Here is a 22,343-nt window from a genome sequence, read left to right on the forward strand (position 1 = left end):
ACCCGGCTGCGGTTCTACCGGTGCCAGCCTTCGATGTGCAAGCCACCCAACCGCTCGGCCTCTTCACGGGAAACAGAACGGATTGGCTGCGTGAACGTCCAGACATGGCCTTCGGGATCGCGCGCCCGATACTGGCGTTCGCCGTAGAACTGGTCCGCCGGCTCCTGGATTATGGCAGCACCGGCCGCGCGGGCCTGCTCGCAATGCGCATCCAGACCGTCTTTCAGCCTGACATAGACCGACTGCGTGTTCTTGCCGCGGACCGATGCGGGGCTCGCGACATGATCGGCCCATTCGGAATCGACGATGATGTAGCCATCCCCGAACCGCATCTCGGCATGGACCAGTTTTCCGCCGGTATCGCTGACCACCATGCTGGGCTCGAAGCCGAAGGCCGCTTCGAGCCAATCCATCGCCGCACGCGGGTCGCGGTAGAACACGCCAGAACCGAGGACCGGATGCTTGAACGGATCCTCGACCGTCATGGCGCGGCAGCTTCTCAAGCCTGTTCGGTGCGCGCCGTGGCGCGCCGGCGGCGCTCGCCCTTCTGGCTCTGCACGATGCGCACACGCTTGACGCGGCGCGGATCGGCATCGAGCACATGGAACTCGAAGCCGGGAATGGCCTGTACCACCTCGCCGCGTGCCGGCACGCGGCCGAGCGTGTTGAAGATCATGCCGCCAATGGTGTCGACATATTCGCCATGTTCGCCCGCGGTGAAATCCTCGCCGATCATCTTGGCGACCTCGTCGATCTCGGCCTTGCCGTCGACGATGAACACGCCGTCGCCGGTCTGGGTGATCAGCGGCTCGTCGTCATCGTGCTCGTCCTCGATGTCGCCGACCACCATTTCGACAATGTCCTCGAGCGAGACGAGGCCGTCCGTGCCGCCATATTCATCGATGACCAGGGCCATTTGCGTGCGTGTCGTCTGCATGCGGCCCATCAGGTCGGAAGCGAGCATCGACGGCGGCACGAACAGGACCTGGCGGATCAGGTTGAGCTCCCCGATGGTGCGCGCCAGGTCGACCTTGGCAAGATCGAGAACCGTGGCGACGGGCGCTTTGCGGGTTGCACGGCCCTTCCTGACGCGCGCGATCTTGGTGATATGGGCCAGCACGTCGCGGATATGGACCATGCCGCGCGGGTCGTCGAGCGTCTCGGAATAGACCGGCATGCGGGAATGGCCGGATTGTTCGAACATGCCAAGGAGATCGCCGAGCGTCGTGGCGATCTCGACCGCCTCGATATCGGCGCGCGGCACCATGACGTCCTCGACGCGCACTTCGCGCAGCCGCAGGATGTTGTTGAGCATGGCGCGCTCGCCAGGCGAGAAGGATTCGACATCGCTCGTCGTCTCGGCGAGCGCGCCGGCGATCTCCTCGCGCAGGCTGGTGCCGTTGCGTTGCCGGAACAGGCCCAGCACGCGGTTGAACAGGGAGGGACCGGCAGGCAACTGCTCGACGGCGGCGCTGCCGGTGTTGGCAACACCAGGGGTGACGGTACTCGGACTTGATCCCTCTTCCGACGTATTGGAAGCCTTGATCGCACTGCCGGCATCGGGGCGGGCGGCAGTCTCTGGTTTGTCGTTCATCGTCGTCCGGTCAATTGATCTTTTTTAGTTACGCGTAGGGATCGGGAATGGCAAGCCTTGCAAGCGCGGCGCGCTCGATGGCTTCCATCTCCTCCGCCTCGGCGTCGTTCTCGTGATCATGGCCCATGAGATGCAGCAGGCCATGGATGACGAGATGGCAGATATGGTTCTCCAGCGGCTTGTCTTCCAGTGCCGCCTCGCGCGCCACTGTCTCGGCGGCAAGCACGATGTCGCCGAGCATCGGCGGCAGCGGACCACCTTTCACATGCGGAAAAGCCGGGAAAGACAAGACGTTGGTGGGCTTGTCCTTGCCACGCCAGTCCGCATTCAAGCTACGGATATGGGCATCGTCGGAAAAAACAACGCTGAGTTCGGAACGACCCGTCGCGCCGGTCTCGGCAAAGGCGGCGTCAACCGCGCGATCGACCAGCCGCGCCAGGCTTGCTTCATCGGGCCAGTCGCCCGCTTCAACCGATATATCGATCTCGACGGGAACCGGACGGCTCCCGCCGCCGGATATGTTGTCCTCAGGCATGAGGCCGCATCGTCACATCAATTCTCGGCACCGAGGCCACGAGCCAGCTTGGTGTCCCGGTCATAGGCCCTGACGATTTCCGCCACCAGCGGATGGCGAACGACGTCGACATCGTTGAAGCGCACGGTTACCGCGCCAGCCACACCGTCGAGGACACGCAAGGCTTCGACCAGGCCTGACTTGGTGCTCGGAGGAAGATCGATTTGGGAGGGATCGCCGGTGACGATCATGCGCGAGTTCTCGCCGAGACGGGTGAGAAACATCTTCATCTGCATCGGCGTGGTGTTCTGTGCCTCGTCGAGAATGACGGCGGCGTGCGCCAGCGTGCGGCCGCGCATGAAGGCAAGCGGCGCGATTTCGATCACTTCGGCGGCAATCGCACGCTCGACCTTGTCGGCCGGCATCATGTCGTAGAGCGCGTCATAGAGCGGGCGCAGATACGGATCGACCTTCTCCTTCATGTCGCCCGGCAGGAAGCCCAGCCGTTCGCCGGCTTCGACGGCCGGCCGCGACAGAATGATGCGCTCGACCATGCCGCGCTCGAGCAGCATCGCCGCGTGCGCCACCGCCAGATAGGTCTTGCCGGTGCCGGCCGGACCGATGCCGAACACCAGCTCCGAACGCTCCAGCGCCCGCATATAGGCGTCCTGGTTAAGCGAACGGGCATAGATGGTCTTCTTGCGGGTGGCGATCTGGGCGGCGGAAACCTTGCCCTTGCGCTCCAGCGTCGGCAGCGTCAGCTGATCGTCGGCCGCAACCGCCATACGCACTGCGCCGTCGACATCGGACTGGCCGATGTCGACGCCCTTCTGCAGGATGCCGTAGAGATTGTCCAAGGCACGGCGTGCCTGTTCGGCGGCCGAAGCGGACCCCTTTATGGTCAGCTGGTTGCCGCGCGAGCGGATGTCGACGCCGAGCTTCTGCTCGAGCCGGGCCAGGTTCTCATCGAACTGGCCGTAAAGGGCGCTGGCAAGCTTGTTGTTGTCGAAAGTCAGAACGATGTGCGCCATGTCAGAAGCCCCGGATGCCGGTACCGGGGGCAGATTCTTCAACTCCGCTGCGCTCAACCGTCTCTCCTCATCTGCCGAGACCCTCAGGCCAATTCGGCGAACAGGCTGTTGTAGCCCGTCTTCGTGATTCGCACCTTGATAATGTCACCGATTTCACCGGCCATTTCATCAACAATAACCGGCTGCAGCCAAGGCGAGCGGCCGACTTTCTGGCCGGCCTGACGGCCGGGCTTCTCGATCAACGTATCTATGGTGCTGCCGACCAAACTCAAGCCGAAATCCTGCTGTTGTTTCAACAGCAGCGCCTGCAGGCGCTGCAAGCGCTCGTCCTTGACCGCTTCCGGCACGTGGTCGGGCATGTCGGCGCCGGGCGTGCCGGGACGCGGCGAATATTTGAACGAGAAGGCCGAGGCGTAGTTCACCTGGCGCACCAGTTCCATGGTCGCCTCGAAATCGGTTTCCGTCTCGCCGGGGAACCCGACGATGAAGTCGCCCGACAGTGCGATATCGGGCCGGGCGCCCCGGATGCGGTCGAGCAGCGCCAGATAGTCTTGCGCCGTATGCCTGCGGTTCATCGCCTTCAGAATGCGATCCGAGCCTGATTGCACCGGTAGATGCAGATAGGGCATCAGCGACGGCAGGTCGCGATGGGCCGCGATCAATTCGTCGTCCATGTCGCGCGGATGGCTGGTCGTGTAGCGCAGCCGCGCCAGTCCGGGGATTTCGGACAACCTGAACAGCAGGCGGCCGAGACCCCATTCCTGACCGTTCTCGCCCTGGCCATGCCAGGCGTTGACGTTCTGGCCGAGCAGCGTCACCTCGCGCACACCGGCCTCCGCCAGGCGCTCGGCCTCCGCGACGATCTGCGCCACCGGCCGCGACACTTCCGAGCCTCTGGTATAGGGCACGACGCAGAAGGTGCAGAACTTGTCGCAGCCTTCCTGGACGGTGAGGAAGGCGGTGACGCCGCGCTTGATCACCTCGGCGCGCTTGGGCTGCGGCAGATGCTCGAACTTGTCCTCGATGGCGTAGTCGGTCTCGACGATCTTCTCGCCGCCGCGAACCCGGGCCAATACGTCGGGCAGACGGTGATAGGTCTGCGGACCGATGACCAGGTCGACGGCCGGCGACCGGCGGATGATCTCGGCGCCCTCGGCCTGCGCCACGCAACCAGCGACGCCGATCAGCATCTCGCGGCCGGCGCTGGCGCGCTCGGCTTTCATGTCACGGATGCGGCCAAGTTCGGAATAGACCTTTTCGGCCGCTTTTTCCCTGATGTGGCAGGTGTTGAGCAGCACCAGATCGGCCTCGCCGATGGCATCGGTCGCGGTATAGCCGTCGGCGGCCAGCGCATCGGTCATGCGCTGTGAATCATAGACGTTCATCTGGCAGCCATAGGTCTTGACGAAGACCTTCTTGCCTGCCGTGGCGCGCGCCGCCGGCTGTCCGGCCACGGTGCCGAGTTCGTCGCTTTCAATCGTGTTCAAGTCCATCCGGCGGCTTCTAACGCCTTTCCGTGACAAAAAACAGACGATTCTCCGCATGCGCCGGCTGGCGCATGCCGGCGGCTAACGGCTCGGGTGCGGATCGGCGAGGGCCGCCTGCATCATCTCGCGCACTCGGCCCTCCATCAGCTTGGCCGTTTCCTTGCGGTTGGAACCCTTGGCAAAGGCGATCGGTTCGCCGAAATGCACCTCGACGTCGAGCGAGCCCTCGGCCATCAGCACCTTGAGATGCGGCATCAGGTCCTCGTCGCCGATCCAGGCCGCGATCGGGCGGTGGCGGCGGCCAAGCGGGACGCCGTGCAGGCGCGTGTAGGCGATCGCCACCGGCTGGATGAACACTTCCTGCGCGGCACCTTCCGAGATCGCCATCGAGGCGGCGCCGAACAGCGTGCTCTTGAAGGGCAGCACGACATTGCCATCACCGGTCGACCCCTCCGCGAACAGCACCATGGCATCGCCCTTGGCCATGCGATTGGCGATCTCGCTGGCCTGGTCGCCCGAGGAGCGCTTGCGCTCGCGCTCGATGAAGACGGTGCGCTGCAGCTTCGACAGCATGCCGATCAACGGCCAGCCTTCCATGTCGGCCCTGGCGATGAACTTCACATCGGCAAAGGAGCCCAGCACCATGATGTCGGTCCAGGAGATGTGGTTTGAGGCCACCAGCAAGGGACGCTTGGTCGACAGCGTTCCCCTGACATGAATGCGCATGCCGAGCGCCCGGATGATCAACCTGTGCCAGGTCTTGAGGATGACGGTTTCCGGCCACCAGCCGGTTTTCATCGACAGTATCTGCAGCGGCACGAGAACCAGCGACCCGGCGACGACAAGGCCCAGCGCCAGGAAAATCCTGATTTTTCCGATCATATGTCCTGGCCCTACCCGATCCCTCGCTAGCGAAGATCGCGGCGCATGACAAGCGCGCCCGTCGGCCCCCGACCCGGCGACTTGTAGTAATCCGGGCGCTTGCCGACTTCCCGAAAACCCAGCCGACGATAGAGGGCGATCGCGGCGGCATTGGTCTCATCGACCTCCAGGAACAGGGCCTCGGCGCGCTGCGAATGCAGCTCGCGCAGCACCGCGTCCATCAACTGCCAGCCCAGGCCCTGGCGGCGATGCGACCGCGCCACCGCGACAGTCAGGATTTCACCCTCGCCCGCCGCCAATCGAGCGAGAACGAAGCCAACGGGCGGTTTGGCGCCCTGCCCTGTTTCGCGCGCGGCATAACCGAAGACGGTATCCTGTTCGAGCAGGGCGGCGAACTCACCGTCGGTCCATGGGCGGACAAAGTCCTCGCGGTGCAGCACCGAGACAGCGGGGCTGTCGGTGATCCTGAGCGGCTCGAGCGCGTAGTCCCGGCGGCGGGATTGGAGAAATGGTATGCGCATCAATTCTCGTTTTCTCGTCTGACCATGATCTGTGGGCAAACGGGACCGCTTGTCCGCGAAAACCGGCTTCCACTTTTCGCTAACGCGGTCCTTCGGTTCGGGATCATGGTCTTTGCCTCGAAAGTATAAATCCGGCCTGCGGCTTGGCATCGGCACCGCGCAGATAAAGCGGTTTCGGCCTTTCGCCCTGGCCCTTTGCGACAGCCAGCCGGGCGTAGGTGAGGATGTCGGCGGTGGCCGTCCGAGGCCCGACATCGAAGGTGCGGCCGGCCGCTTCGGCGATCGGCGTCGCCGCCGTGCCGGCGAGCACAGCGGAACATTCCGACGCCATGGCCACCGCGTCCGCAAGCGTGACCACCGCCGGACCGTAAGTCAATGCTGACATTTCATCGTAGAGCGCGGCATGGATTTCGTCGCGTCCGGCATCGAGCGCCGCCAGCATGGCACGGCCTGGAAATGCGGTGGCCGCCTCGGCCGCCAGCGCCTCGAGGGTCGTCACCCCGATTGCCGGAACCTTGAGCGCCAGCGCCAGGCCGCGCGCGGTCGACACACCGACGCGCAGGCCGGTGAAGGAGCCGGGGCCGACGGAAACGGCAACGGCGCCAAGGCCGGCGTAGTCGGTCGCGCCAGCCTTCAATGCTTCGGCGATGACGGCCATCAGGTGCTCGGCATGGCCTTTGCCCAGGTCAAGCACCGAACGGCCGAGCTCCCGCCCGACCGCCGCGTCGTAGACACAGGCGGCGCAGAGGCTGGCGGCACAGTCGATGGCGAGAACTTTCATGAAACGACCGGTTCGAGAAACATTCCCTGTGCCCGCCATGGCGCGCAACCGCAAGGGTATAGTGCACAATTTGTTAAGCGGCTTCGGTTTGGCCTGGCAGAGGACCTTATGCCGCCTGGCCTATGCGCAGCATGTGGTTGTCCCAGACATAGTCCGGTTCCGACCGCGTGGCACCACCGCCCTCGATGATCTCGCCGGCGCCCGTTGTCGCCATGAAACCGGCCCCGTCGGGCGCCACGCCGCAGACTTCGACCAGCGCGCTGGAGGAGACGACCCCGCCGCTGCCCGCATCGATCACGACCAGTGAATTGCCTTCCGGCGAGGAGACGGCGACGGTACCGGCAACAGGATTGGCGGCGACCGAGCCGATATAGTTGCGGAAACCGGACAGCACGTCCTGCGGCATGTCGAGCAAAGCCAACGCCTTGCCACGCGCGGCGCGGCCGACCAGCAGCGGACGATCGGTGCCGGGGCCCCGGTACTGGCAACCGAACCAGACGGCGCCGGTCTGGTCGATATCCATGTGGCGGATCGACAATTGGTGCAGTGCGGCCGGCAATTCATGCTTTTCGATCAGATCGCCGGTGGCGCGGTCGACCAGCACATAGGAGGGTTTCATAGTGGCAATGTTGAGCTCGGCGTGGCCATAGTCGGGATGGGTCTCGATGCCGCCATTGGCGACCGCGATCGTCCTGCCGTCGCCCAGCAGCAGAAGTTCGTGCGGGCCCATGCCGTAGGTCGGGAATTCGCCGATGCGATTGAATTTCGCCCGCGCGTCATAGACGCCGACCACGCCGGCCGCGTTGTCGAAATCGTTCTCGGTGGCGTAGAGCAATGCGCCGTCGGGCGAGAACACGCCGTGACCGAAGAAGTGCCGGCCGGTGATGCTGGCGATGGTCAGCGGAGCATCGCGTCCCGTGTGATCGAAAACGACGGCGAAAGTGCCGGGCTGGCGGGCAAAGACCACCGAACGCTTCAATACGGGATCGAAGGTGACGTCATGGCCGCGATCGGGCAGGTCGATCGCATGCAGCACCTTGCCGGCTTCGGACAGGACGGCAGCGCCAAAACTGCCGTCGCGCTTGACGAAGGCGGTGGCAAAGACGGCATCCGCCGCAAGCGTGTTCGCCCAGGCTGAGGGCGTCAGGGCGGCGGCAAAGCTTGCACCTGCCACTTTAAGGAAATCGCGGCGGTCGATGAGCAATCTCTTCATGCTCAGTCCCCATCCAGCGACGAGAAGCCGGCGGTCAGGCCGAATTCGGCGGTCAACCTGGTGCCGATCAGGGTCGACAGGCTGGAGGTGATCAGGACGAAATGCTCGAGTTTTTCGCGCAGCGCCGGATCGGCGAGCGTCTTGTCGATCGGGTCCTGGACAGCCTTGGCGACCGCGACGCCGTTGACCAGCTGGATGTGGATCGATTCCGCCATCCAACGCGCATCAGGCGGCAGCGCGTCGCCAAGCTTCGACACCTGGAACAGCGCATCGATGCCGGCCAGATTTCCAGCCAGCGCATTGGCGGTGTTTTGCGAACGCCAGTAGATCGCCTGTTTTGGCTTGTCGGCCTCGGGCTTGGCACCCAGAAAACCCTTCAGGCGCACATCGCGGACCATTTCCAGCTCGTTGATGAAGACCCCGACCAGTTCGGTGACCGCCTCGTTGCCATCACGATAGAGCGCATTTTGCGGCCCCGGATTGGCCCAGAGCGCCGCGAATCCCTCCGGTTTGTTCCAGGCCGCGCTGACGTCGGCGGTGATGGTTTCGATGTTGCCGGCAACGGCCGCGCCATAGGCACAGCGATAGAGTTCAGCCTTGCCCGTCAAGGCATCGGCGCCCTCGCCGTAAAGCACGAATTCCAACGCGCCCAGCCCCTGCATGGCAACGCTTTTGCCGGCGAGCTGCGCAGGATCGGCGGCGGCTGGATCCTTGTCCGACAGCGCCGCCTGCACCTGTTTCAGGCCGATGCTCTTGCGGTCCGGCCAGAACAGCATGCGCTCCAGCCTGTTGTTCTCCTTGATCGGCCCGAAACCGATGATCTCGGCCGATGACCAGGCATGGACGGTAGCCGAGAACGCAGCCCGCGCGGCTTCGAGGTCGGCTTGCGAGGGCGCCTCGCAGAGCTTGTGCATCGCTTTGGCGAGGGCCTCGGCATGCTGGTGCAGGCCGTCATATGCCGGGCGGACAAAGCCGTCGATCGCGCGCTGGATGACGTCAGAGGCTTTCACCGCGGCCGATGCGGGGAGAGCGCTCAGCAGAACCAGCGGAAGAAGGAGAACCAGCGCGAAACGCTTCGGCATCAAAGTGACTCCAGGAATTTGACCAACGCATCGCGCTCGGTGGCGCTGGTGGCGGCAAAGCGATCGCGCGCCTTCCGCGCCTCGCCACCATGCCACAGGATAGCCTCGACCAAAGAGCGCGCACGGCCATCGTGCAGATAGAAGGAATTGCCGTTGACGGTTTCGGTGAGGCCGATGCCCCACAGCGGCGGGGTGCGCCACTCATTGCCAGTCGCCTCGCCCACGGCCTGGCCATCGGCAAGATCCGGCCCCATGTCGTGCAGCAGGAAATCGGAATAAGGCCAGATCAACTGGAACGCCTGCGCCTTGTCGGGCGCATCGCGACGGGTGACGAATTTCGGCGTGTGACAGGCAACGCAGCCGATTTCGTAAAAGACCTTCTTGCCGGCGAGCACATCGGGCGAGGCGAGGTCGCGCCGCGCCGGCACTGCCAGGTTCCGCGAATAAAAGGTGACGAGATCCATCACCGGCGCCGGCGCCTCGGCAGGGCCGAGGCGCGCCTGCACGCCGTTGGGCATGGCGAGGCATTTTTCCTGCGCGGCGGTGCAATCACCCCAGTGTTTCGGCTCTTGCGGCGTCGAGATGCCGATATCGCCGGCAAAGGCATCCGCCGCCTGCTGGCGGATCGACGCCGTCTGCGCCTTCCAGCCGAAACGGCCAAGCGTCAGCTCGCCGCTCAGGCCATCGCGCACGATGTTCGGCTTGCCGGAGATCCCATCGCCATCCCTATCGTCCGGGTCGGCAAGGGCCAGAATGTCGCCGGGCGCGATCTGCTCGATCAGGCCAAGCCCGATCACGGGCGGAGTCAGGCGTGGCGACAGGGTGGTGCGTGGATCGAGCGGCCCGTAGGCAAGATCGGTAACGGAATAACTGGGCTTGCGCAGGGAAACCACGGCGCCATCCGTCAGCTTCACCTTACGCTCCTGATAGTCGACACGCATCCTGCCCTCACCCCTGAGGCCAGGGACGGCCAGTTCCTGCAACTGCGTACCATAGACCGGGTCCGGGAGATTGAGCAGCCTGTGGTCGACGAACGCCGCCTTCTCTTCCGCGCTGCTTGCGTCGCGCGCCAGCCGCAGGAACATCGAGGTGGTGCCGGCATCGCCTTGCGGCGGCCGGCCGCGGCCATCCTTCAGATGGCAGTTCTGGCAGGCGCGTTCGTTGAACAGGGGGCCAAGCCCATCCGACGCCTGCGTCGAGGATGGCGACGACACCCAGTTCTTGCGGAACAGGGCGTTGCCGAGCTTGAAGGTGCCTTCTTCCTCGAAGCTGATGTTGGCCGAGGATTGCGAGAAGGAATCGCGGCTGACGTCCTTCCGCGAGGTGCCCGCGCCACCTTGCATCAGTTCGAAAGCCTCGGGTTGGGAGAAATCCGTGGTCGGCCTGGTGACGGCGGTGACGCGCGCCTGATCCTTGGCATTGAGATCGGTGCGCGTGGTGGCGAGGCCGGCGGGTTGAAGGTCGCCGGCGATCGCGGAGGATGTCAACGCCAGCATGAGAATGATGCCGCGCCGACCAGCCGATATGGCTGGCGCTTTCCGGAGGGGCAGCGGGGCTTTGGCCCGCCGCAAGCGGCGCAGGAAGTCTAAGAGGCGCCGCATTCCCGCATATCCTTAATCCGCCTCGTCCGCCGATGCGGCGTTGAGCTGGCCGTACTTTTCCTCGCCGATCGAGGCCAGCAGGTCGAGCTGCGTCTCGAGGAAGTCGATGTGGCCTTCCTCGTCGGCCAGCAGTTCCTCGAACAGTTTCATCGATACGTAGTCGCCCGCCTCATCGCAGATTTCGCGCGAGCGCTTGTAGGCAGTGCGCGCGTCATATTCACCGGCAAGATCGGATTCGAGCACTTCCTTGACGTTCTGGCCGATGCGCAGCGGCGCCACGGACTGCAGGTTGGGATGGCCTTCGAGGAAGATGATGCGGGCGACCAGCTTGTCGGCGTGGTGCATCTCCTCGATCGATTCCGCCCGCTCCTTCTTGGCCAGCTTGGCATATCCCCAATCCTCGAGCAGGCGGAAATGCACCCAATACTGGTTGACGGCGCCGAGCTCCAGAAAAAGAGCCTCGTTAAGCCGCTCGATGACCTGTGGTTCGCCTTTCATGGGTTCTGCTCCCGTATTGGACGCGCAGGCCTCTGACGCGATCCAGATGTGAAACGATGTCCACGCCGCTCGCCTGCGAGCGGGCATGGTAGTTCTCGGTGACCCGAATGATCGTTTCGACCACATTTGGGAAACAGCCGCAACAGCGGCCCCTTTTGTGCATGGCGTGATAGACCTTCGCCGGCACGATGAGCTGCCAGGGATCCTGATCCAGCAGGCCGATGATCGTCTGCTCGATCTCCTTCTCGGTGATGATGTTGCAATGGCAGATCAGCATTTCGTCGCTCTGGCTGACGGCGCCGGTGCGGCGCCGTTTGGCTTGGGGATGGTAGGGCTACTTGAACACCTTGTCGGGTGCGTCGAGGCTGTCGGAGCCTTCGAAGGCGATGGCGTTCAACTTCAACGAACCGACCGCGCGCTCGATCGACTTGGTCTGGTCGATCAGCGCGTCGATCGCCGCCTGAACGGTGGCATTGCCCGCGGTATTGCCTTCGGCGATCTGCTGGTCATAGGCCTCGCCGGCCTCGGCCCGCGCCTTGATCGCCTCCATCCTGGCGACGGTGACATCGAGTTTGTCAGACAGTTCCTTGTCGATCGCCGGATCGGCCGCCTTCACCATCTCCGAAACCGATGGCCCCGAAACGACGGTGCCGTCCAGCCTGGTGTAGCTGGCGTGGTAGGCGGCGCGGATGCCGATGGCGTCATAGAGATGGGAATTGTAGGTGTTGTCGGAGAAGCAGTCCTGCTCCTCTTCCGGGTCATGCAGCAACAGGCCGAGCTTCATGCGTTCGCCTGCCAGTTCGCCGTAGGAGAGCGAGCCCATGCCGGTGAAGATGACCGAGATGGAGGTGTTCGGCGCACCGTCGAGCAGGTTCTTGCGCGCCGCACCGTCTTCCTTCCAGTTGCCGACCATCTCCTGCAGGTCCGAGACCAGAAGGGTGCTGGCGGACTTCAGATATTCGGCGCGGCGGTCGCAATTGCCGCTGGTGCAGTTCTTTGGGTCATAGTCGGTGTAGGGGCGCTCGCCGGCGCCCGGGCCGGTGCCGTGCAGGTCCTGGCCCCAGAGCAGGAATTCGATGGCATGATAGCCGGTGGCGACATTGGCCTCGACGCCGCCGGCCTCCTGCAGCGTGCCGGAGAGGAACTCCGGTGAGAGCTTCGAGGCATCGACCTTCTTGCCGTTGATCTCGATTTCCTTGTTGGCGATCACATTGGCTGTGTAGAGCGAATTCGCGTCGGACTCGGTGCCGTAGCTCTTGGCGACATAGTCGATCAGGCCTTCGTCCAGCGGCCAGGAATTCACCTTGCCTTCCCAGTCGTCGACGATCTTGTTGCCGAAGCGATAGACCTCGGTCTGCTGGTAGGGCACGCGCGATGCCTTCCAGGCGTCGCGGGCGGCATTGAGCGTTTCCGCCGACGGATCGGCAAGCAGCGCGTCGACCGCCTTATCGAGCGCCTGCGCCGTGGTCAGCGAATCCTCGTATTTGGCAAGCCCGATGTCGGCATAGGTCTTGATGACCGCCTTTGCATCGGTTTCCGCCTTGGCAGGCAGCACGAGCACCGCTGCGGTCAGCAGCGCCGTGGCGCCGATCGCCGTCAGCCTGCAGCCATATCGTGCTGTCATTATCGCTCTCCAGTTTCTCGGGAATTTTCCAAGCGGCGCGCGCGCCAACCCGCGCCAGGCCACATTCATGCCATTGGGCGCAAGACATGCCGCGCGATCGCGCGGCTCAGGGAAGAAAGACACCAAAATGCCTCCAATCGAACGGGTTCAAGGCCCAGACATCAAAGGGATGCGCCAATGCGCGAGCTTCCTTAAAGCTTCGAGTCCGAAGGAAGTCAATGGACAATTTCCGGAAAACTCAATCGAAACAATAGTTTAGAATTATTCTAAACTACGATTGTCAACTTTACGCGTCCGCTGCACCGGCTTTGCGGCCGAACTGTACGATTGACAGTCACCGTCCCGGGTGCGACCCGCAAACTCTCTCTTGCGGCGGCGCCAGACAATTGCCACTTGGCGAGACGTCCTAGGATCGAACGGGATCGGAATGCGATGAAGAACGGCGTGGTCATTGTCGGTGCGGGTCATGCGGGCGTGCAGGCGGCCGCCAGTCTGCGCGAGGATGGCTACGATGGGCCGGTGATCCTGGTCGGCGACGAGAACGAACTGCCCTACCACAAGCCGCCGCTGTCGAAGACCTTCATCAAGGATGCCGAAGCCAAGCCTCAACCGCTTCGGGGCGAGGCCTTCTATACCGGCAGCGCCATCGACTACTGGCCAGGGATCCGGATCGAGCGCATCGATGCCGGCAGCCACAGTCTCGACATTGCGGGCGGCGGCGCACTTGCCTTCGACCATCTGATCCTGGCGACCGGATCGTGTCCACGCGCCCTGGCGCTGCCCGGGGCGGATCTGTCCGGCGTGGTGTCGCTGCGCTCGCTGGCCGATGCGCGGTTGATCCGGGAGCTGAGCGCGCGGAGCGAGGATGTGGTCATCCTCGGCGGCGGCTTCATCGGGCTGGAGATCGCAGCGACGCTGCGGGTCGCCGGCCGCACCGTGACGGTTGTCGAAGCCGTCGACCGGCTGCTCGGCCGCGCCGTGGCGCTGGCGGTGGCGAGCCATGTCCGGCAAAGGCTGGAAGCGACAGGCGTGCGCATTCTCACCGGGACCTCGATTTCAAGGCTCGAAGGCGAAAACGGCCATGTCACGGCCGCGATCACCTCGTCAGGCGAAAGACTGCCGGCGCGTATGGTCGTGGTCGGCATCGGCGCCGTGCCGAATGTCGAGCTGGCGCAAGCCGCGGGCCTTGCCGTCGCCAACGGCATCCGCGTCGATCACCAGATGCGCAGCTCGGCGCCGGAGATTCTGGCGATCGGCGACGCCGCCTCGTACCGGCACTGGTTCACCGGCGGCGACGTGCGGCTGGAATCGGTGCAAAACGCCACCGACCAGGCACGGCTTGCCGCCAGGACAATTACCGGTCACACCGACGCCTACTCGGCGGTGCCATGGTTCTGGTCCGACATTGGCGACATGAAGCTGCAGATGGTTGGCCTGACCGCCGGCGGCGACAGCCATGTCGTACTCGGCGATCTTCCCGACAACAAATTCTCGATCTACCACTATGCCGGCGACCGCCTGCTCGGTATCGAATCCGTCAACCGCCCCGGCGACCACATGCTTGGCCGCAAGATGCTCGGCGCCGGTTTCTCGCCGACGCCGCAGACGGTAGCCACGGGTCCCGAGGGGCTAAAGGCGGCGTTGGCCGCATTTCAGAACATGGAGTCAGTCAAGGTTAGGGCCTAGGGTTGCCAATTTTGCCATGGGCAATAAAATCTCGCAATGAGCACAATGAACATCTCGCTGCCTGACAGCCTGAAGCATTTTGTCGATCAACAAGTGACGGATCGCGGCTTCGGCACGAGCAGCGAGTATGTGCGTGAATTGATCCGCCGTGACCAGGATCGCCAGCTTCTCCGCAGTTTGCTCCTTGAGGGCGCATCATCCGCGCCAGGCGCTCCCGTTGACGATGATTATTTTGCTGCGTTGCGAAAGCACGCGCAGGGCCAATAGATCAGGTGGCCGCAAAGGCAATTATTCCTCGAAGCCTTGCTCTGCGCGATATCGAGGAGGCTGTTGATTATTTTGCCCGCGAAGTTGGTTCGCAAATGGCGTTGGGCTATGTCGACGATCTCCAGAACGCCCACGAACTGATAGCCAGCCATCCGGCATCGGCTCTCCGAGATATGGCTACGAAATTGGATTGCCCGGCCTGCGCAGCGTGCAACTCAAGCGCTATCCATACCTGATTTTCTATCTTGAGCGGACCGACCATATCGACGTCTGGCGGGCGCTGCACGCCAGAATGAACATCCCAGCTTGGTTGCAGAATCCGAGCTCCTGACGGCACGGCCACCGGCTTCGTCGTAGACCGTCAGGAGAAAAAGGCGCTGCCTTTTCAGGCGGCGCAGACTTCGCGGATCGAGCTTTCCAGAATGTCGAGCGCTTCGTTCATGACCTCGTCCTGGATGGTGATCGGCGCCAGGAAGCGGATGACGTTGCCGTAGACGCCGCAGGTCAGCAGGATCAGGCCCTTGTCGAGCGCCTTCAGGCGGATCGCGTTGGCGATCTCGGCCGACGGCAGGCCCTTCTTGACGTCGTTGAACTCGACCGCGTTCATGAAGCCCAAACCCCTGATGTCGACAATCTCGGGCACGTCGTCACGGATCGACTGCAGACGCTGCTTCAGCCTCGCACCCAGCGTGTTGGCGCGGTCGCAGAGCTTTTCGTCCTCGATGACGTCAAGCACGGCATGTGCCGCGGCAACGCCGATCGGGCTGCCGCCATAGGTGCCACCGAGGCCGCCGGGGCTGGGCGCATCCATGATCTCGGCGCGGCCGGTGACCGCCGACAGCGGAAAGCCGCCAGCGAGGCTCTTGGCCATGGTGGTGATGTCGGCCGCCACCTCATGATGGTCCATGGCGAACATCTTGCCGGTGCGGGCAAAGCCGGTCTGCACCTCATCGGCGATGAGCAGCATGCCGTGCTGGTCGCAGAGCTTGCGCAGCGCCGTCAGGAGTTCACGCGGCGCGTCGTAGAAGCCGCCCTCGCCCTGAACCGGCTCGATGATGATCGCTGCGACGCGGGCCGGATCGACATCCGCCTTGAACAGCTTGTCGAGCGCGGCCAGCGAATCGGCGACCGAGACACCATGCAGTTGCACGGGGAACGGCACGTGGTAGACGTCGCCCGGCATGGCCCCAAAGCCAACCTTGTAGGGCACGACCTTGCCGGTCAGCGCCATGCCCATGAAGGTGCGGCCGTGGAAGCCGCCGCCGAAGGCGATGACGGCCTGGCGGCCGGTGGCGTTGCGAGCGATCTTGATGGCATTCTCCACCGCCTCGGCACCGGTGGTGACGAAGATGGTCTTCTTCTCGAACTTGCCGGGCAGCATGGCGTTCAGCCGTTCGGCCAGCCGTACATAGCTCTCATAAGGCACGACCTGATGGCAGGTGTGGGTGAAGCGGTCGAGCTGCGCCTTGACCGCCTCGATCACCCTGGGGTGGCGGTGGCCGGTGTTGACGACGGCGATACCCGAGGAGAAGTCGATATAGCGGCGGCCTTCGACATCCCAGATTTCCGAATTCTCGGCCCGATCGGCGTAGATCTGCGTGGTCATGCCGACGCCGCGCGAGATCGACTGGTTCTTGCGTTCGGAAATGGCGGAGTTCTTCATGATATCCCTCACCGGGCCGGCGCCCGTTCTGTTTGATGTCGTTGAACTCCCCTTCTGGCCTTATTTCAGATTTTCCTCAAGTCGGCACCATCACCGGGTCGATTGGGCCTGACTTGACCAGTCCAGCGATACACGCGGCCGTGGTGCCGCTGATGCTGTTCGTCATGGCGACCATCCTGATGGTGCAGTTGCAGAGCTTCCAACGCTTATTCCTGGTGGTGGCGGTGGCGCCGCTCGGGCTGATCGGCGTGGTGGCCTACGCCATGATGGGCGGCATTATCGCGGGCACCGCGATCACGCTGCTGTTCCTGCCGGCGCTTTATTTGACGTGGTTCCGGATCAAGGAGCCGAAAGAGCGCGGCAAGGCGAAGGGTGGGATCCTGCCGGAAAGCGGAGCGGCCTGAGGCGGGAAATACACTTTGCGTCGGACAACTATCGTCAAACTTGCTCGCGAGCGGTTCTCACAAACCCGTCGCTGGCCCGCAAGAGGTTGCGCGTATAATCCTTCGTCACGCGGCGCTCGACCAGATCGTTCGCCACCAGATTCTCCACCGCCTCGCCGCCCTGCATCACCATCAGCCGCTCGCACATATGGGTGATGATGGCGAGGTCGTGGCTGACCATCAGGAAGGTCAGCTTGCGCCGGCGGCGGACTTCTTCCAGCAGGTTGAGCACTTCCGCCTGCACCGAGGCGTCGAGCGCCGAGGTCGGCTCGTCGAGCAGCAGGATCGAGGGTTCGAGGATCAGCGCGCGTGCGATCGCCACACGCTGACGCTGGCCACCCGACAATTGGTGGGCGTAACGGAAGCGAAAGCCGTTGCCCAGGCCGACCTCGTCGAGTGCGCGTTCGATCCGCTTTTCACCATCGGCAAAGCCGTGGATGGCAAGCGGCTCCTGCAGCAGTCGATCGACGGTCTGGCGCGGGTGCAGCGAGCCATACGGATCCTGGAAGACCATCTGCACTTCGCGGTAGAAGGCCTTGTCGCGGCGCGCGCCGAGCGTCTTGCCGTTGACGACAATGCTGCCCGAGGCAACCGGCGCGAGGCCGGCGATGGCCCGCAGCAATGTCGATTTGCCGGAACCGGATTCGCCGACAAGGCCGAAGGATTCGCCCGGCTGCACGTCGAGGCTGACGCCCTTCAGCGCGCGGAAGCGGTCGAAGATCACCTCCAGCCTGTCGACGGCAATCGCAGAAGTCATGCCGCCCACTCCGGCTTGCGGTCGAGCACCGGCAGTGGGTGACGGTCGGCGCCGATCTTGGGCATGCAGTTGAGCAGCCCGCGCGTGTAGGGATGCTGGGCCTGGCTGAGTTCCGAGGCCTTGAGCTGCTCGACCACCTTGCCGGCATACATGACGATGACGCGGTCGCAGAAGGACGAGACCAAGCGCAGATCGTGCGAGATGAAGATCAGTCCCATGCCACGCTCTGCGACCAGCCGGTCGAGGATGCCGAGGACATCGAGCTGCACCGTGACGTCGAGCGCCGAGGTCGGCTCGTCGGCGATCATCATTTCCGGCCCGGCGATCAGCATCATGGCGATCATGGCGCGCTGGCCCATGCCGCCCGACACTTCGTGCGGATGCAGGTCGAAGACGCGTTTGGGGTCGCGGATCTGCACCGCTTCCAGCATGGCCAACGCGCGCTCGCGCGCCTCCGCCTTGCCGACCTTTTCATGGGTGCGTAGCGTTTCGACGATCTGACGGCCGATGCTCATCACCGGGTCGAGCGAATATTTCGGGTCCTGCAGGATCATGGCGATGCGGTTGCCGCGCAACGCCCGGCGTTGGCGCGCCGAGACGCCGAGCAGGTCGATACCGTCGAAGGTCAATTTGGTGGCCGATATCCGGGCCTGCGGCGGTGTCAGTCCCATGATGGCACGGCCCGTCTGCGACTTGCCCGAGCCGGATTCGCCGACGATGCCGAGCCGCTCGCGGCCGAGCGAAAAGGAAACGCCGCGCACCGCCTCGATCATGCCGGTGCGGGTCGGAAAGGTGACCCGCAGATCCTCGACGTCGAGAAGCGTGCTCTTTGATCGCGGCTGATCAGGGGAGCCACTCATTGGTCACCGCTGCGGGGATCGAGTGCGTCGCGCAGGCCGTCGCCGAGCAGGTTGAACCCAAGGCTGACGATCAGGATGGCGAAGCCAGGCGCGCCGGCCACCCACCATTGGTCTAGGATGAAGCGGCGGCCCGAAGCGATCATGGTGCCCCATTCCGGCAGCGGCGGCTGCGCGCCGAGGCCGAGGAAGCCGAGGCCCGCGGCCGTCAGGATGATGCCGGCCATGTCGAGCGTCACGCGGACGATCAGCGAGGAGATGCACAACGGCATGATGTGGCGCAGCACGATGCGGAACGGCGAGGCGCCCATCAATTGCACCGCCTTGATGTAGTCCGAGTTGCGCACGGTGAGCGTCTCGGCCCGAGCGATACGCGCATAAGGCGGCCAGGAGGTGATGGCGATCGCCAGCACGGCGTTCTCGATGCCGGGACCAAGGGCGGCGACGAAGGCCAGCGCCAGCACCAGCTTGGGGAAGGCAAGGAAGATGTCGGTGATGCGCATCAGCACGGCATCGGTCCAACCGCCGGCATAGCCGGCGACGGTGCCGACCAGAAGACCGATGGGGGCGGCGATGATGGCGACCAGGACGACGACATAGAGCGTCCAGCGGGAGCCGTAGAGGATGCGCGAATAGATGTCGCGGCCGAGGTCGTCGGTGCCGAACCAGTACTGCCCGCTCGGCGCCAGCAGCCGCGCGTTCTTCAAGTCACCGAAGGTCGGCGAATACGGCGCCAGCACACCGGCAAGGGCGGCGACGAGCAGCAGGGCAATGATGATCAGCAGACCGACAAAGGCCAGACGATTGGCGGAAAAGCGCCGCCACGCGACATAGGCGCGGCCGAGTCTTGCCTGCATGCGCGATGCCGGCCGCTCCGACAGCAACCATTCGCGACGGCTCTGGATGGTCTCGGCGCTCATCCTGTCTTGGTCCTCGGGTCGAGCACACGGTAGAGCAGGTCGGACAGAAGGTTGATGCCGATGAACACCGAGCCGATGACGATGGTACCGCCAAGCACCGCGTTCATGTCGGCGTTCTGCAGCGAGTTGGTGATGTAGAGGCCGATGCCCGGCCAGGAGAAGACGGTCTCGGTCAGCACCGAGCCTTCGAGCAGCCCGGCGTAGGAGAGCGCGATCACCGTCACCATCGGCACGGCGGCATTGCGCAGCGCGTGGCCCCAGATGATGCGGGTTTCCGACAGGCCCTTGGCGCGCGCCGCGACGACATATTCCTGGGCGAGTTCATTGAGCATGAACGAGCGCGTCATGCGGCTGATATAGGCGAGCGAGAAATAGCCGAGCAGCGAGGCCGGCAGGATGATGTGCCGGAAGGCGTCGTAAAAGACGTCCCACTGTCCCTGTATCGCGGAATCGAGCAGGTAGAAACCGGTGATCGGCGTGAAAGTGTATTCGTAGACAACGTCGAGCCGTGCCGGGAAGGCCACCCATTGCAGCTTGGCATAGAACAGGACGAGCCCAAGCAGGCCGAGCCAGAAGATCGGCACGGAATAACCGATCAGGCCGATGACGCGCACGATCTGATCGACGAGGCTGCCGCGTTTGACCGCGGCCAGCACCCCGAGCGGCACACCCAACAGCGCGCCGATCAGTGTCCCCAATGTCGCCAGTTCCGTCGTTGCGGGAAGAGCGCGGCGGATGTCGGTCATGACAGGATTGGTAGTCAGCACCGAGATACCGAAATCACCGCTCAGCGCGTGTTTCACATAGATATAGAACTGTTCGATCAACGGCAGGTCGAGGCCCATTTCGCGGCGCGTGCGCTCCACGACATTGGCAGGTGCCCGGTCGCCCAGAACGGCGAGCACCGGGTCGATCGGGATGACGCGGCCAATGAAGAAGGTGACCGCGAGAAGACCAAGATAGGTCGTCACCGCGATGACCAGGAAGCGGCCGAGCGATGATGCAAGGGCGGCGGCGCGGGCGCTGCCGCGCCCGCTTTCGTTTTCAATCGCGCTCATGCGGCGTGTCCGCGAACGCTATTCCTTGGAAACCGGCCCGACGAAGTTGGTGTCGAAGCTCGGACCGAGCACGAAGCCCTTGAGGTTCTTGCGCAGACCCGCGACTTCCAGCTGCTGGTGGATGATGACGAAGGGGCTGGTGTCGAGGACTTTCTTTTCGAGATCCTTGTACATATCGGCGCGCTTGCCCGAATCCTTCTCCAGCAGTGCTGCTTCCGTTTCCTTGGTCAGGTCCGGAATGTCCCAGCTGTTGCGCCAGGCGAGCGTGTGGGACTTGCCGGCATCCGAATTGTCCGGGTTCGAGGCAAAGGTCTGCGCGTTCGAATTCGGATCGAAATAATCCTGGCCCCACTGGCCGATATAAATGTCATGGTTGCGGGCGCGGTATTTTGTCAGCGTCTGTTTGCCATCGCCGGGGATGATCTCCAGCTTGATCCCGGCCTGCCCCAGCGTCTGCTGGATCGATTCCGCCATGCCGGTGTATGGCTGGCCGGTGCGCACGTCCATGGTGACGCTGAAGCCGTCCGGCAGGCCGGCCTTGGCCAGCAACTCCTTGGCCTTGGCGACATCGAGCTTGAACGGGTTTTCGTCCAGTTCGCCGAGAACGCCCTTGGGCAGGAAGGTCTGGTGGATTTCGCCGATGCCCTTGAGGATGGTCGAGCTCAGCGCATCATAATCGACAAGGTATTTGAAGGCCTGGCGAACCTCGGGCTTGGCAAGGTTCGGGTTCTTCTGGTTGAGGCTGATGTAAAAAACTGTGCCCTTCGGCGCACTGGTGGTGGTCAGGTCGGCGTTCTTGGCGATGGCGCCGAGATCGTTCGGCTCGAGATTGCGGGCAACGTCGATGTCGCCGGCTTCGAGTGCCAGGCGCTGCGCCGAGCTTTCCTTCATGTTGCGGTAGATGACGCGGGCGAGCTTGGCCTTTTCGCCGTGATAATTGTCGTTGCGCTCCATGACGACGGCTTCGTTGGCACGCCACTCGCGCAGCTTGTAGGCGCCGGAACCAGCATAGCCTGTTTTCAGCCAGGCGTTGCCGAAGTCGTTGTCCCATTTGTAGTCGGCAGTGGGCGCTGCCTTGACGACGTGCTCCTTGACCAGCTTGCTGTCGACGACCGAGGCGACCGTCGCCGACAGGCAGTTCAGGACGAAACTTGGCGCGTAGGCCTTGTCGACGGTGAACTGGAAGGTGGTGTCGTCGACCGCCTTGGCCTTTTCGGTGACGTTGTCGCCGCTGATGCCGAACTGGTCGATGATGAAGGCGGGACTCTTGTCCAGCTTGACGGCGCGCTCGAACGAGTAGGCGACGTCGGCTGCGGTGATCGGGTTGCCGGAGGCGAATTTCAGGCCCGGCTTGAGCTTGAACGTATAGGTCAGGCCATCGTCGGAGACGGTCCAGCTTTCGGCGAGATCTGGCTTGACCTTCGAGGTGTCGCTGAGGTCGAGGCGGACAAGAAGGTCATAGGTGTTGCCGGTGACTTCGGCGGTCGACAGCTCGAACGCCTCGCCCGGATCCATCGAGATGATGTCGTCGATGGCAAAACCTTCGACAAGCGTGTCGGCGGGGGTGACCGCGCTAGCCGGCGCTCCGGCCAGAAGCAGCGCCGACATGGCGGCGCCCGCAAGCAAGATGCGGGATCGTAGAGCAAGCTTTTCCATCATCATAATGATTGTTCCCTGTTTTGTTGTTTGTCGACCTGAGTTCCCGGCTCAGGGTTGCGGTGTTCTTTCAGGGCTCCAACGAGAGCCCTGGCCCACTACCGTCGTGGTTTTTGTCCAGTTGGTCAACACCATATCCGGCGACTCCGGGGCCGGCAACGAGGATTTATGAAACAGCATGAGTGGATCAGAATCCGCTGTGGCGTGT

22 protein-coding genes and 2 pseudogenes are annotated in these 22,343 nt (G+C 63.7%); 4 read left to right on the forward strand and 20 right to left on the reverse strand.

The genetic code is table 11. The features are described from left to right. Nucleotides 1-14: 14 nt before the first annotated feature. From LB543_RS03810 to LB543_RS03875, 14 genes are all read right to left on the reverse strand, one after another. Nucleotides 15-485 (reverse strand): VOC family protein, encoded by a 471-nt coding sequence (locus tag LB543_RS03810; RefSeq protein ID WP_224613097.1) that lies wholly within the window; start codon nucleotides 483-485, stop codon nucleotides 15-17. Between the two features lie 14 nt (nucleotides 486-499). After that, on the reverse strand, nucleotides 500-1,594 hold the full coding sequence (locus LB543_RS03815; protein ID WP_224613098.1) for a hemolysin family protein: 1,095 nt from the start codon (nucleotides 1,592-1,594) through the stop codon (nucleotides 500-502). Between the two features lie 28 nt (nucleotides 1,595-1,622). After that, nucleotides 1,623-2,129, reverse strand: a complete 507-nt coding sequence (ybeY, locus tag LB543_RS03820; RefSeq protein ID WP_224613099.1) for an rRNA maturation RNase YbeY — start codon at nucleotides 2,127-2,129, stop codon at nucleotides 1,623-1,625. A gap of 17 nt (nucleotides 2,130-2,146) precedes the next feature. Beyond that, nucleotides 2,147-3,139 (reverse strand): PhoH family protein, encoded by a 993-nt coding sequence (locus tag LB543_RS03825; protein ID WP_224594177.1) that lies wholly within the window; start codon nucleotides 3,137-3,139, stop codon nucleotides 2,147-2,149. An 83-nt stretch (nucleotides 3,140-3,222) separates the two neighbouring features. Next, entirely contained in the window at nucleotides 3,223-4,632 is a 1,410-nt protein-coding gene (gene miaB / locus LB543_RS03830) for a tRNA (N6-isopentenyl adenosine(37)-C2)-methylthiotransferase MiaB (RefSeq protein ID WP_224613100.1), read from the reverse strand. Nucleotides 4,633-4,707: 75 nt separating this feature from the next. Beyond that, complete coding sequence (locus LB543_RS03835) at nucleotides 4,708-5,508, reverse strand: lysophospholipid acyltransferase family protein (protein WP_140810931.1); 801 nt, start codon at nucleotides 5,506-5,508, stop codon at nucleotides 4,708-4,710. Nucleotides 5,509-5,534: 26 nt separating this feature from the next. Next, the gene (rimI, locus tag LB543_RS03840; RefSeq protein WP_140810929.1) at nucleotides 5,535-6,029 is read right to left on the reverse strand and encodes a ribosomal protein S18-alanine N-acetyltransferase; all 495 of its coding nucleotides are present in this window, start codon (nucleotides 6,027-6,029) and stop codon (nucleotides 5,535-5,537) included. Nucleotides 6,030-6,132: 103 nt separating this feature from the next. Next, nucleotides 6,133-6,810, reverse strand: a complete 678-nt coding sequence (tsaB, locus tag LB543_RS03845) for a tRNA (adenosine(37)-N6)-threonylcarbamoyltransferase complex dimerization subunit type 1 TsaB (RefSeq protein WP_224613101.1) — start codon at nucleotides 6,808-6,810, stop codon at nucleotides 6,133-6,135. 106 nt (nucleotides 6,811-6,916) lie between these two features. After that, a complete protein-coding gene (locus tag LB543_RS03850; RefSeq protein ID WP_140810927.1) occupies nucleotides 6,917-8,023 on the reverse strand; it encodes a DUF1513 domain-containing protein in 1,107 nt (368 codons plus the stop codon). A 2-nt stretch (nucleotides 8,024-8,025) separates the two neighbouring features. Beyond that, on the reverse strand, nucleotides 8,026-9,105 hold the full coding sequence (locus tag LB543_RS03855; protein ID WP_224613102.1) for an imelysin family protein: 1,080 nt from the start codon (nucleotides 9,103-9,105) through the stop codon (nucleotides 8,026-8,028). Beyond that, the gene (locus LB543_RS03860) at nucleotides 9,105-10,706 is read right to left on the reverse strand and encodes a di-heme oxidoredictase family protein (RefSeq protein WP_224613103.1); all 1,602 of its coding nucleotides are present in this window, start codon (nucleotides 10,704-10,706) and stop codon (nucleotides 9,105-9,107) included. The genes LB543_RS03855 and LB543_RS03860 overlap by 1 nt, the downstream gene beginning before the upstream one ends. A gap of 12 nt (nucleotides 10,707-10,718) precedes the next feature. Continuing rightward, a complete protein-coding gene (bfr, locus tag LB543_RS03865) occupies nucleotides 10,719-11,204 on the reverse strand; it encodes a bacterioferritin (protein WP_140757898.1) in 486 nt (161 codons plus the stop codon). Beyond that, complete coding sequence (locus tag LB543_RS03870; RefSeq protein ID WP_140507681.1) at nucleotides 11,170-11,481, reverse strand: (2Fe-2S)-binding protein; 312 nt, start codon at nucleotides 11,479-11,481, stop codon at nucleotides 11,170-11,172. Before LB543_RS03870 ends, bfr begins: the two co-directional genes overlap by 35 nt. A gap of 57 nt (nucleotides 11,482-11,538) precedes the next feature. Continuing rightward, the gene (locus LB543_RS03875) at nucleotides 11,539-12,828 is read right to left on the reverse strand and encodes an imelysin family protein (RefSeq protein WP_224613104.1); all 1,290 of its coding nucleotides are present in this window, start codon (nucleotides 12,826-12,828) and stop codon (nucleotides 11,539-11,541) included. 432 nt (nucleotides 12,829-13,260) lie between these two features. Here LB543_RS03875 and LB543_RS03880 point away from each other — a divergent pair, with 432 nt between their 5' ends. The 3 genes and pseudogenes from LB543_RS03880 to LB543_RS03890 all read left to right on the forward strand — a co-directional run bounded on the left by LB543_RS03880 (nucleotide 13,261) and on the right by LB543_RS03890 (nucleotide 15,112). After that, nucleotides 13,261-14,514 (forward strand): NAD(P)/FAD-dependent oxidoreductase, encoded by a 1,254-nt coding sequence (locus tag LB543_RS03880; protein WP_224613105.1) that lies wholly within the window; start codon nucleotides 13,261-13,263, stop codon nucleotides 14,512-14,514. 36 nt (nucleotides 14,515-14,550) lie between these two features. Continuing rightward, nucleotides 14,551-14,781 carry a type II toxin-antitoxin system ParD family antitoxin gene (locus tag LB543_RS03885; RefSeq protein WP_224613106.1) on the forward strand — a complete coding sequence of 77 codons (231 nt, stop codon included), beginning with the start codon at nucleotides 14,551-14,553 and terminating at the stop codon, nucleotides 14,779-14,781. Nucleotides 14,782-14,786: 5 nt separating this feature from the next. Further along, a pseudogene (locus LB543_RS03890) lies at nucleotides 14,787-15,112 on the forward strand (type II toxin-antitoxin system RelE/ParE family toxin). Nucleotides 15,113-15,166: 54 nt separating this feature from the next. Here the strand turns inward: LB543_RS03890 and LB543_RS03895 are convergent. After that, on the reverse strand, nucleotides 15,167-16,444 hold the full coding sequence (locus tag LB543_RS03895; RefSeq protein ID WP_127870729.1) for a 4-aminobutyrate--2-oxoglutarate transaminase: 1,278 nt from the start codon (nucleotides 16,442-16,444) through the stop codon (nucleotides 15,167-15,169). A 134-nt stretch (nucleotides 16,445-16,578) separates the two neighbouring features. Between LB543_RS03895 and LB543_RS03900 the strand changes: the two are divergent. Next, nucleotides 16,579-16,848 (forward strand): annotated as a pseudogene (locus LB543_RS03900) (hypothetical protein); the annotation flags it as partial. Between the two features lie 34 nt (nucleotides 16,849-16,882). On the opposite strand, the gene LB543_RS03905 reads toward LB543_RS03900, so the two are convergent. From LB543_RS03905 to LB543_RS03925, 5 genes are read right to left on the reverse strand one after another with little or no spacing between them, the layout of a single operon-like run. Then, nucleotides 16,883-17,644 (reverse strand): ABC transporter ATP-binding protein, encoded by a 762-nt coding sequence (locus LB543_RS03905; RefSeq protein WP_224613107.1) that lies wholly within the window; start codon nucleotides 17,642-17,644, stop codon nucleotides 16,883-16,885. After that, nucleotides 17,641-18,504: an ABC transporter ATP-binding protein gene (locus LB543_RS03910; RefSeq protein ID WP_224613108.1), complete on the reverse strand. Its 864-nt coding sequence runs from the start codon at nucleotides 18,502-18,504 to the stop codon at nucleotides 17,641-17,643. The genes LB543_RS03905 and LB543_RS03910 overlap by 4 nt, the downstream gene beginning before the upstream one ends. After that, nucleotides 18,501-19,421: a nickel transporter permease gene (gene nikC / locus LB543_RS03915; protein ID WP_224613109.1), complete on the reverse strand. Its 921-nt coding sequence runs from the start codon at nucleotides 19,419-19,421 to the stop codon at nucleotides 18,501-18,503. The genes LB543_RS03910 and nikC overlap by 4 nt, the downstream gene beginning before the upstream one ends. After that, on the reverse strand, nucleotides 19,418-20,479 hold the full coding sequence (locus LB543_RS03920; RefSeq protein WP_224613110.1) for an ABC transporter permease: 1,062 nt from the start codon (nucleotides 20,477-20,479) through the stop codon (nucleotides 19,418-19,420). The genes nikC and LB543_RS03920 overlap by 4 nt, the downstream gene beginning before the upstream one ends. A gap of 18 nt (nucleotides 20,480-20,497) precedes the next feature. Continuing rightward, a complete protein-coding gene (locus LB543_RS03925) occupies nucleotides 20,498-22,138 on the reverse strand; it encodes an ABC transporter substrate-binding protein (RefSeq protein WP_411908737.1) in 1,641 nt (546 codons plus the stop codon). Nucleotides 22,139-22,343 lie beyond the last annotated feature (205 nt).

This window comes from Mesorhizobium sp. ESP7-2, assembly GCF_020164715.1.
Taxonomy (GTDB): domain Bacteria; phylum Pseudomonadota; class Alphaproteobacteria; order Rhizobiales; family Rhizobiaceae; genus Mesorhizobium.

Excerpts from the sequence above, each read along its gene's own strand:
- LB543_RS03810 (WP_224613097.1), bottom strand. The coding sequence starts at position 485 with ATGACGGTCGAGGATCCGTTCAAGCATCCGGTCCTCGGTTCTGGCGTG.
- LB543_RS03815 (WP_224613098.1), bottom strand. The coding sequence starts at position 1,594 with ATGAACGACAAACCAGAGACTGCCGCCCGCCCCGATGCCGGCAGTGCG.
- ybeY (WP_224613099.1), bottom strand. The coding sequence starts at position 2,129 with ATGCCTGAGGACAACATATCCGGCGGCGGGAGCCGTCCGGTTCCCGTC.
- LB543_RS03825 (WP_224594177.1), bottom strand. The coding sequence starts at position 3,139 with ATGGCGCACATCGTTCTGACTTTCGACAACAACAAGCTTGCCAGCGCC.
- miaB (WP_224613100.1), bottom strand. The coding sequence starts at position 4,632 with ATGGACTTGAACACGATTGAAAGCGACGAACTCGGCACCGTGGCCGGA.
- LB543_RS03835 (WP_140810931.1), bottom strand. The coding sequence starts at position 5,508 with ATGATCGGAAAAATCAGGATTTTCCTGGCGCTGGGCCTTGTCGTCGCC.
- rimI (WP_140810929.1), bottom strand. The coding sequence starts at position 6,029 with ATGCGCATACCATTTCTCCAATCCCGCCGCCGGGACTACGCGCTCGAG.
- tsaB (WP_224613101.1), bottom strand. The coding sequence starts at position 6,810 with ATGAAAGTTCTCGCCATCGACTGTGCCGCCAGCCTCTGCGCCGCCTGT.
- LB543_RS03850 (WP_140810927.1), bottom strand. The coding sequence starts at position 8,023 with ATGAAGAGATTGCTCATCGACCGCCGCGATTTCCTTAAAGTGGCAGGT.
- LB543_RS03855 (WP_224613102.1), bottom strand. The coding sequence starts at position 9,105 with ATGCCGAAGCGTTTCGCGCTGGTTCTCCTTCTTCCGCTGGTTCTGCTG.
- LB543_RS03860 (WP_224613103.1), bottom strand. The coding sequence starts at position 10,706 with ATGCGGCGCCTCTTAGACTTCCTGCGCCGCTTGCGGCGGGCCAAAGCC.
- bfr (WP_140757898.1), bottom strand. The coding sequence starts at position 11,204 with ATGAAAGGCGAACCACAGGTCATCGAGCGGCTTAACGAGGCTCTTTTT.
- LB543_RS03870 (WP_140507681.1), bottom strand. The coding sequence starts at position 11,481 with ATGCTGATCTGCCATTGCAACATCATCACCGAGAAGGAGATCGAGCAG.
- LB543_RS03875 (WP_224613104.1), bottom strand. The coding sequence starts at position 12,828 with ATGACAGCACGATATGGCTGCAGGCTGACGGCGATCGGCGCCACGGCG.
- LB543_RS03880 (WP_224613105.1), top strand. The coding sequence starts at position 13,261 with ATGAAGAACGGCGTGGTCATTGTCGGTGCGGGTCATGCGGGCGTGCAG.
- LB543_RS03885 (WP_224613106.1), top strand. The coding sequence starts at position 14,551 with ATGAGCACAATGAACATCTCGCTGCCTGACAGCCTGAAGCATTTTGTC.
- LB543_RS03895 (WP_127870729.1), bottom strand. The coding sequence starts at position 16,444 with ATGAAGAACTCCGCCATTTCCGAACGCAAGAACCAGTCGATCTCGCGC.
- LB543_RS03905 (WP_224613107.1), bottom strand. The coding sequence starts at position 17,644 with ATGACTTCTGCGATTGCCGTCGACAGGCTGGAGGTGATCTTCGACCGC.
- LB543_RS03910 (WP_224613108.1), bottom strand. The coding sequence starts at position 18,504 with ATGAGTGGCTCCCCTGATCAGCCGCGATCAAAGAGCACGCTTCTCGAC.
- nikC (WP_224613109.1), bottom strand. The coding sequence starts at position 19,421 with ATGAGCGCCGAGACCATCCAGAGCCGTCGCGAATGGTTGCTGTCGGAG.
- LB543_RS03920 (WP_224613110.1), bottom strand. The coding sequence starts at position 20,479 with ATGAGCGCGATTGAAAACGAAAGCGGGCGCGGCAGCGCCCGCGCCGCC.
- LB543_RS03925 (WP_411908737.1), bottom strand. The coding sequence starts at position 22,138 with ATGATGGAAAAGCTTGCTCTACGATCCCGCATCTTGCTTGCGGGCGCC.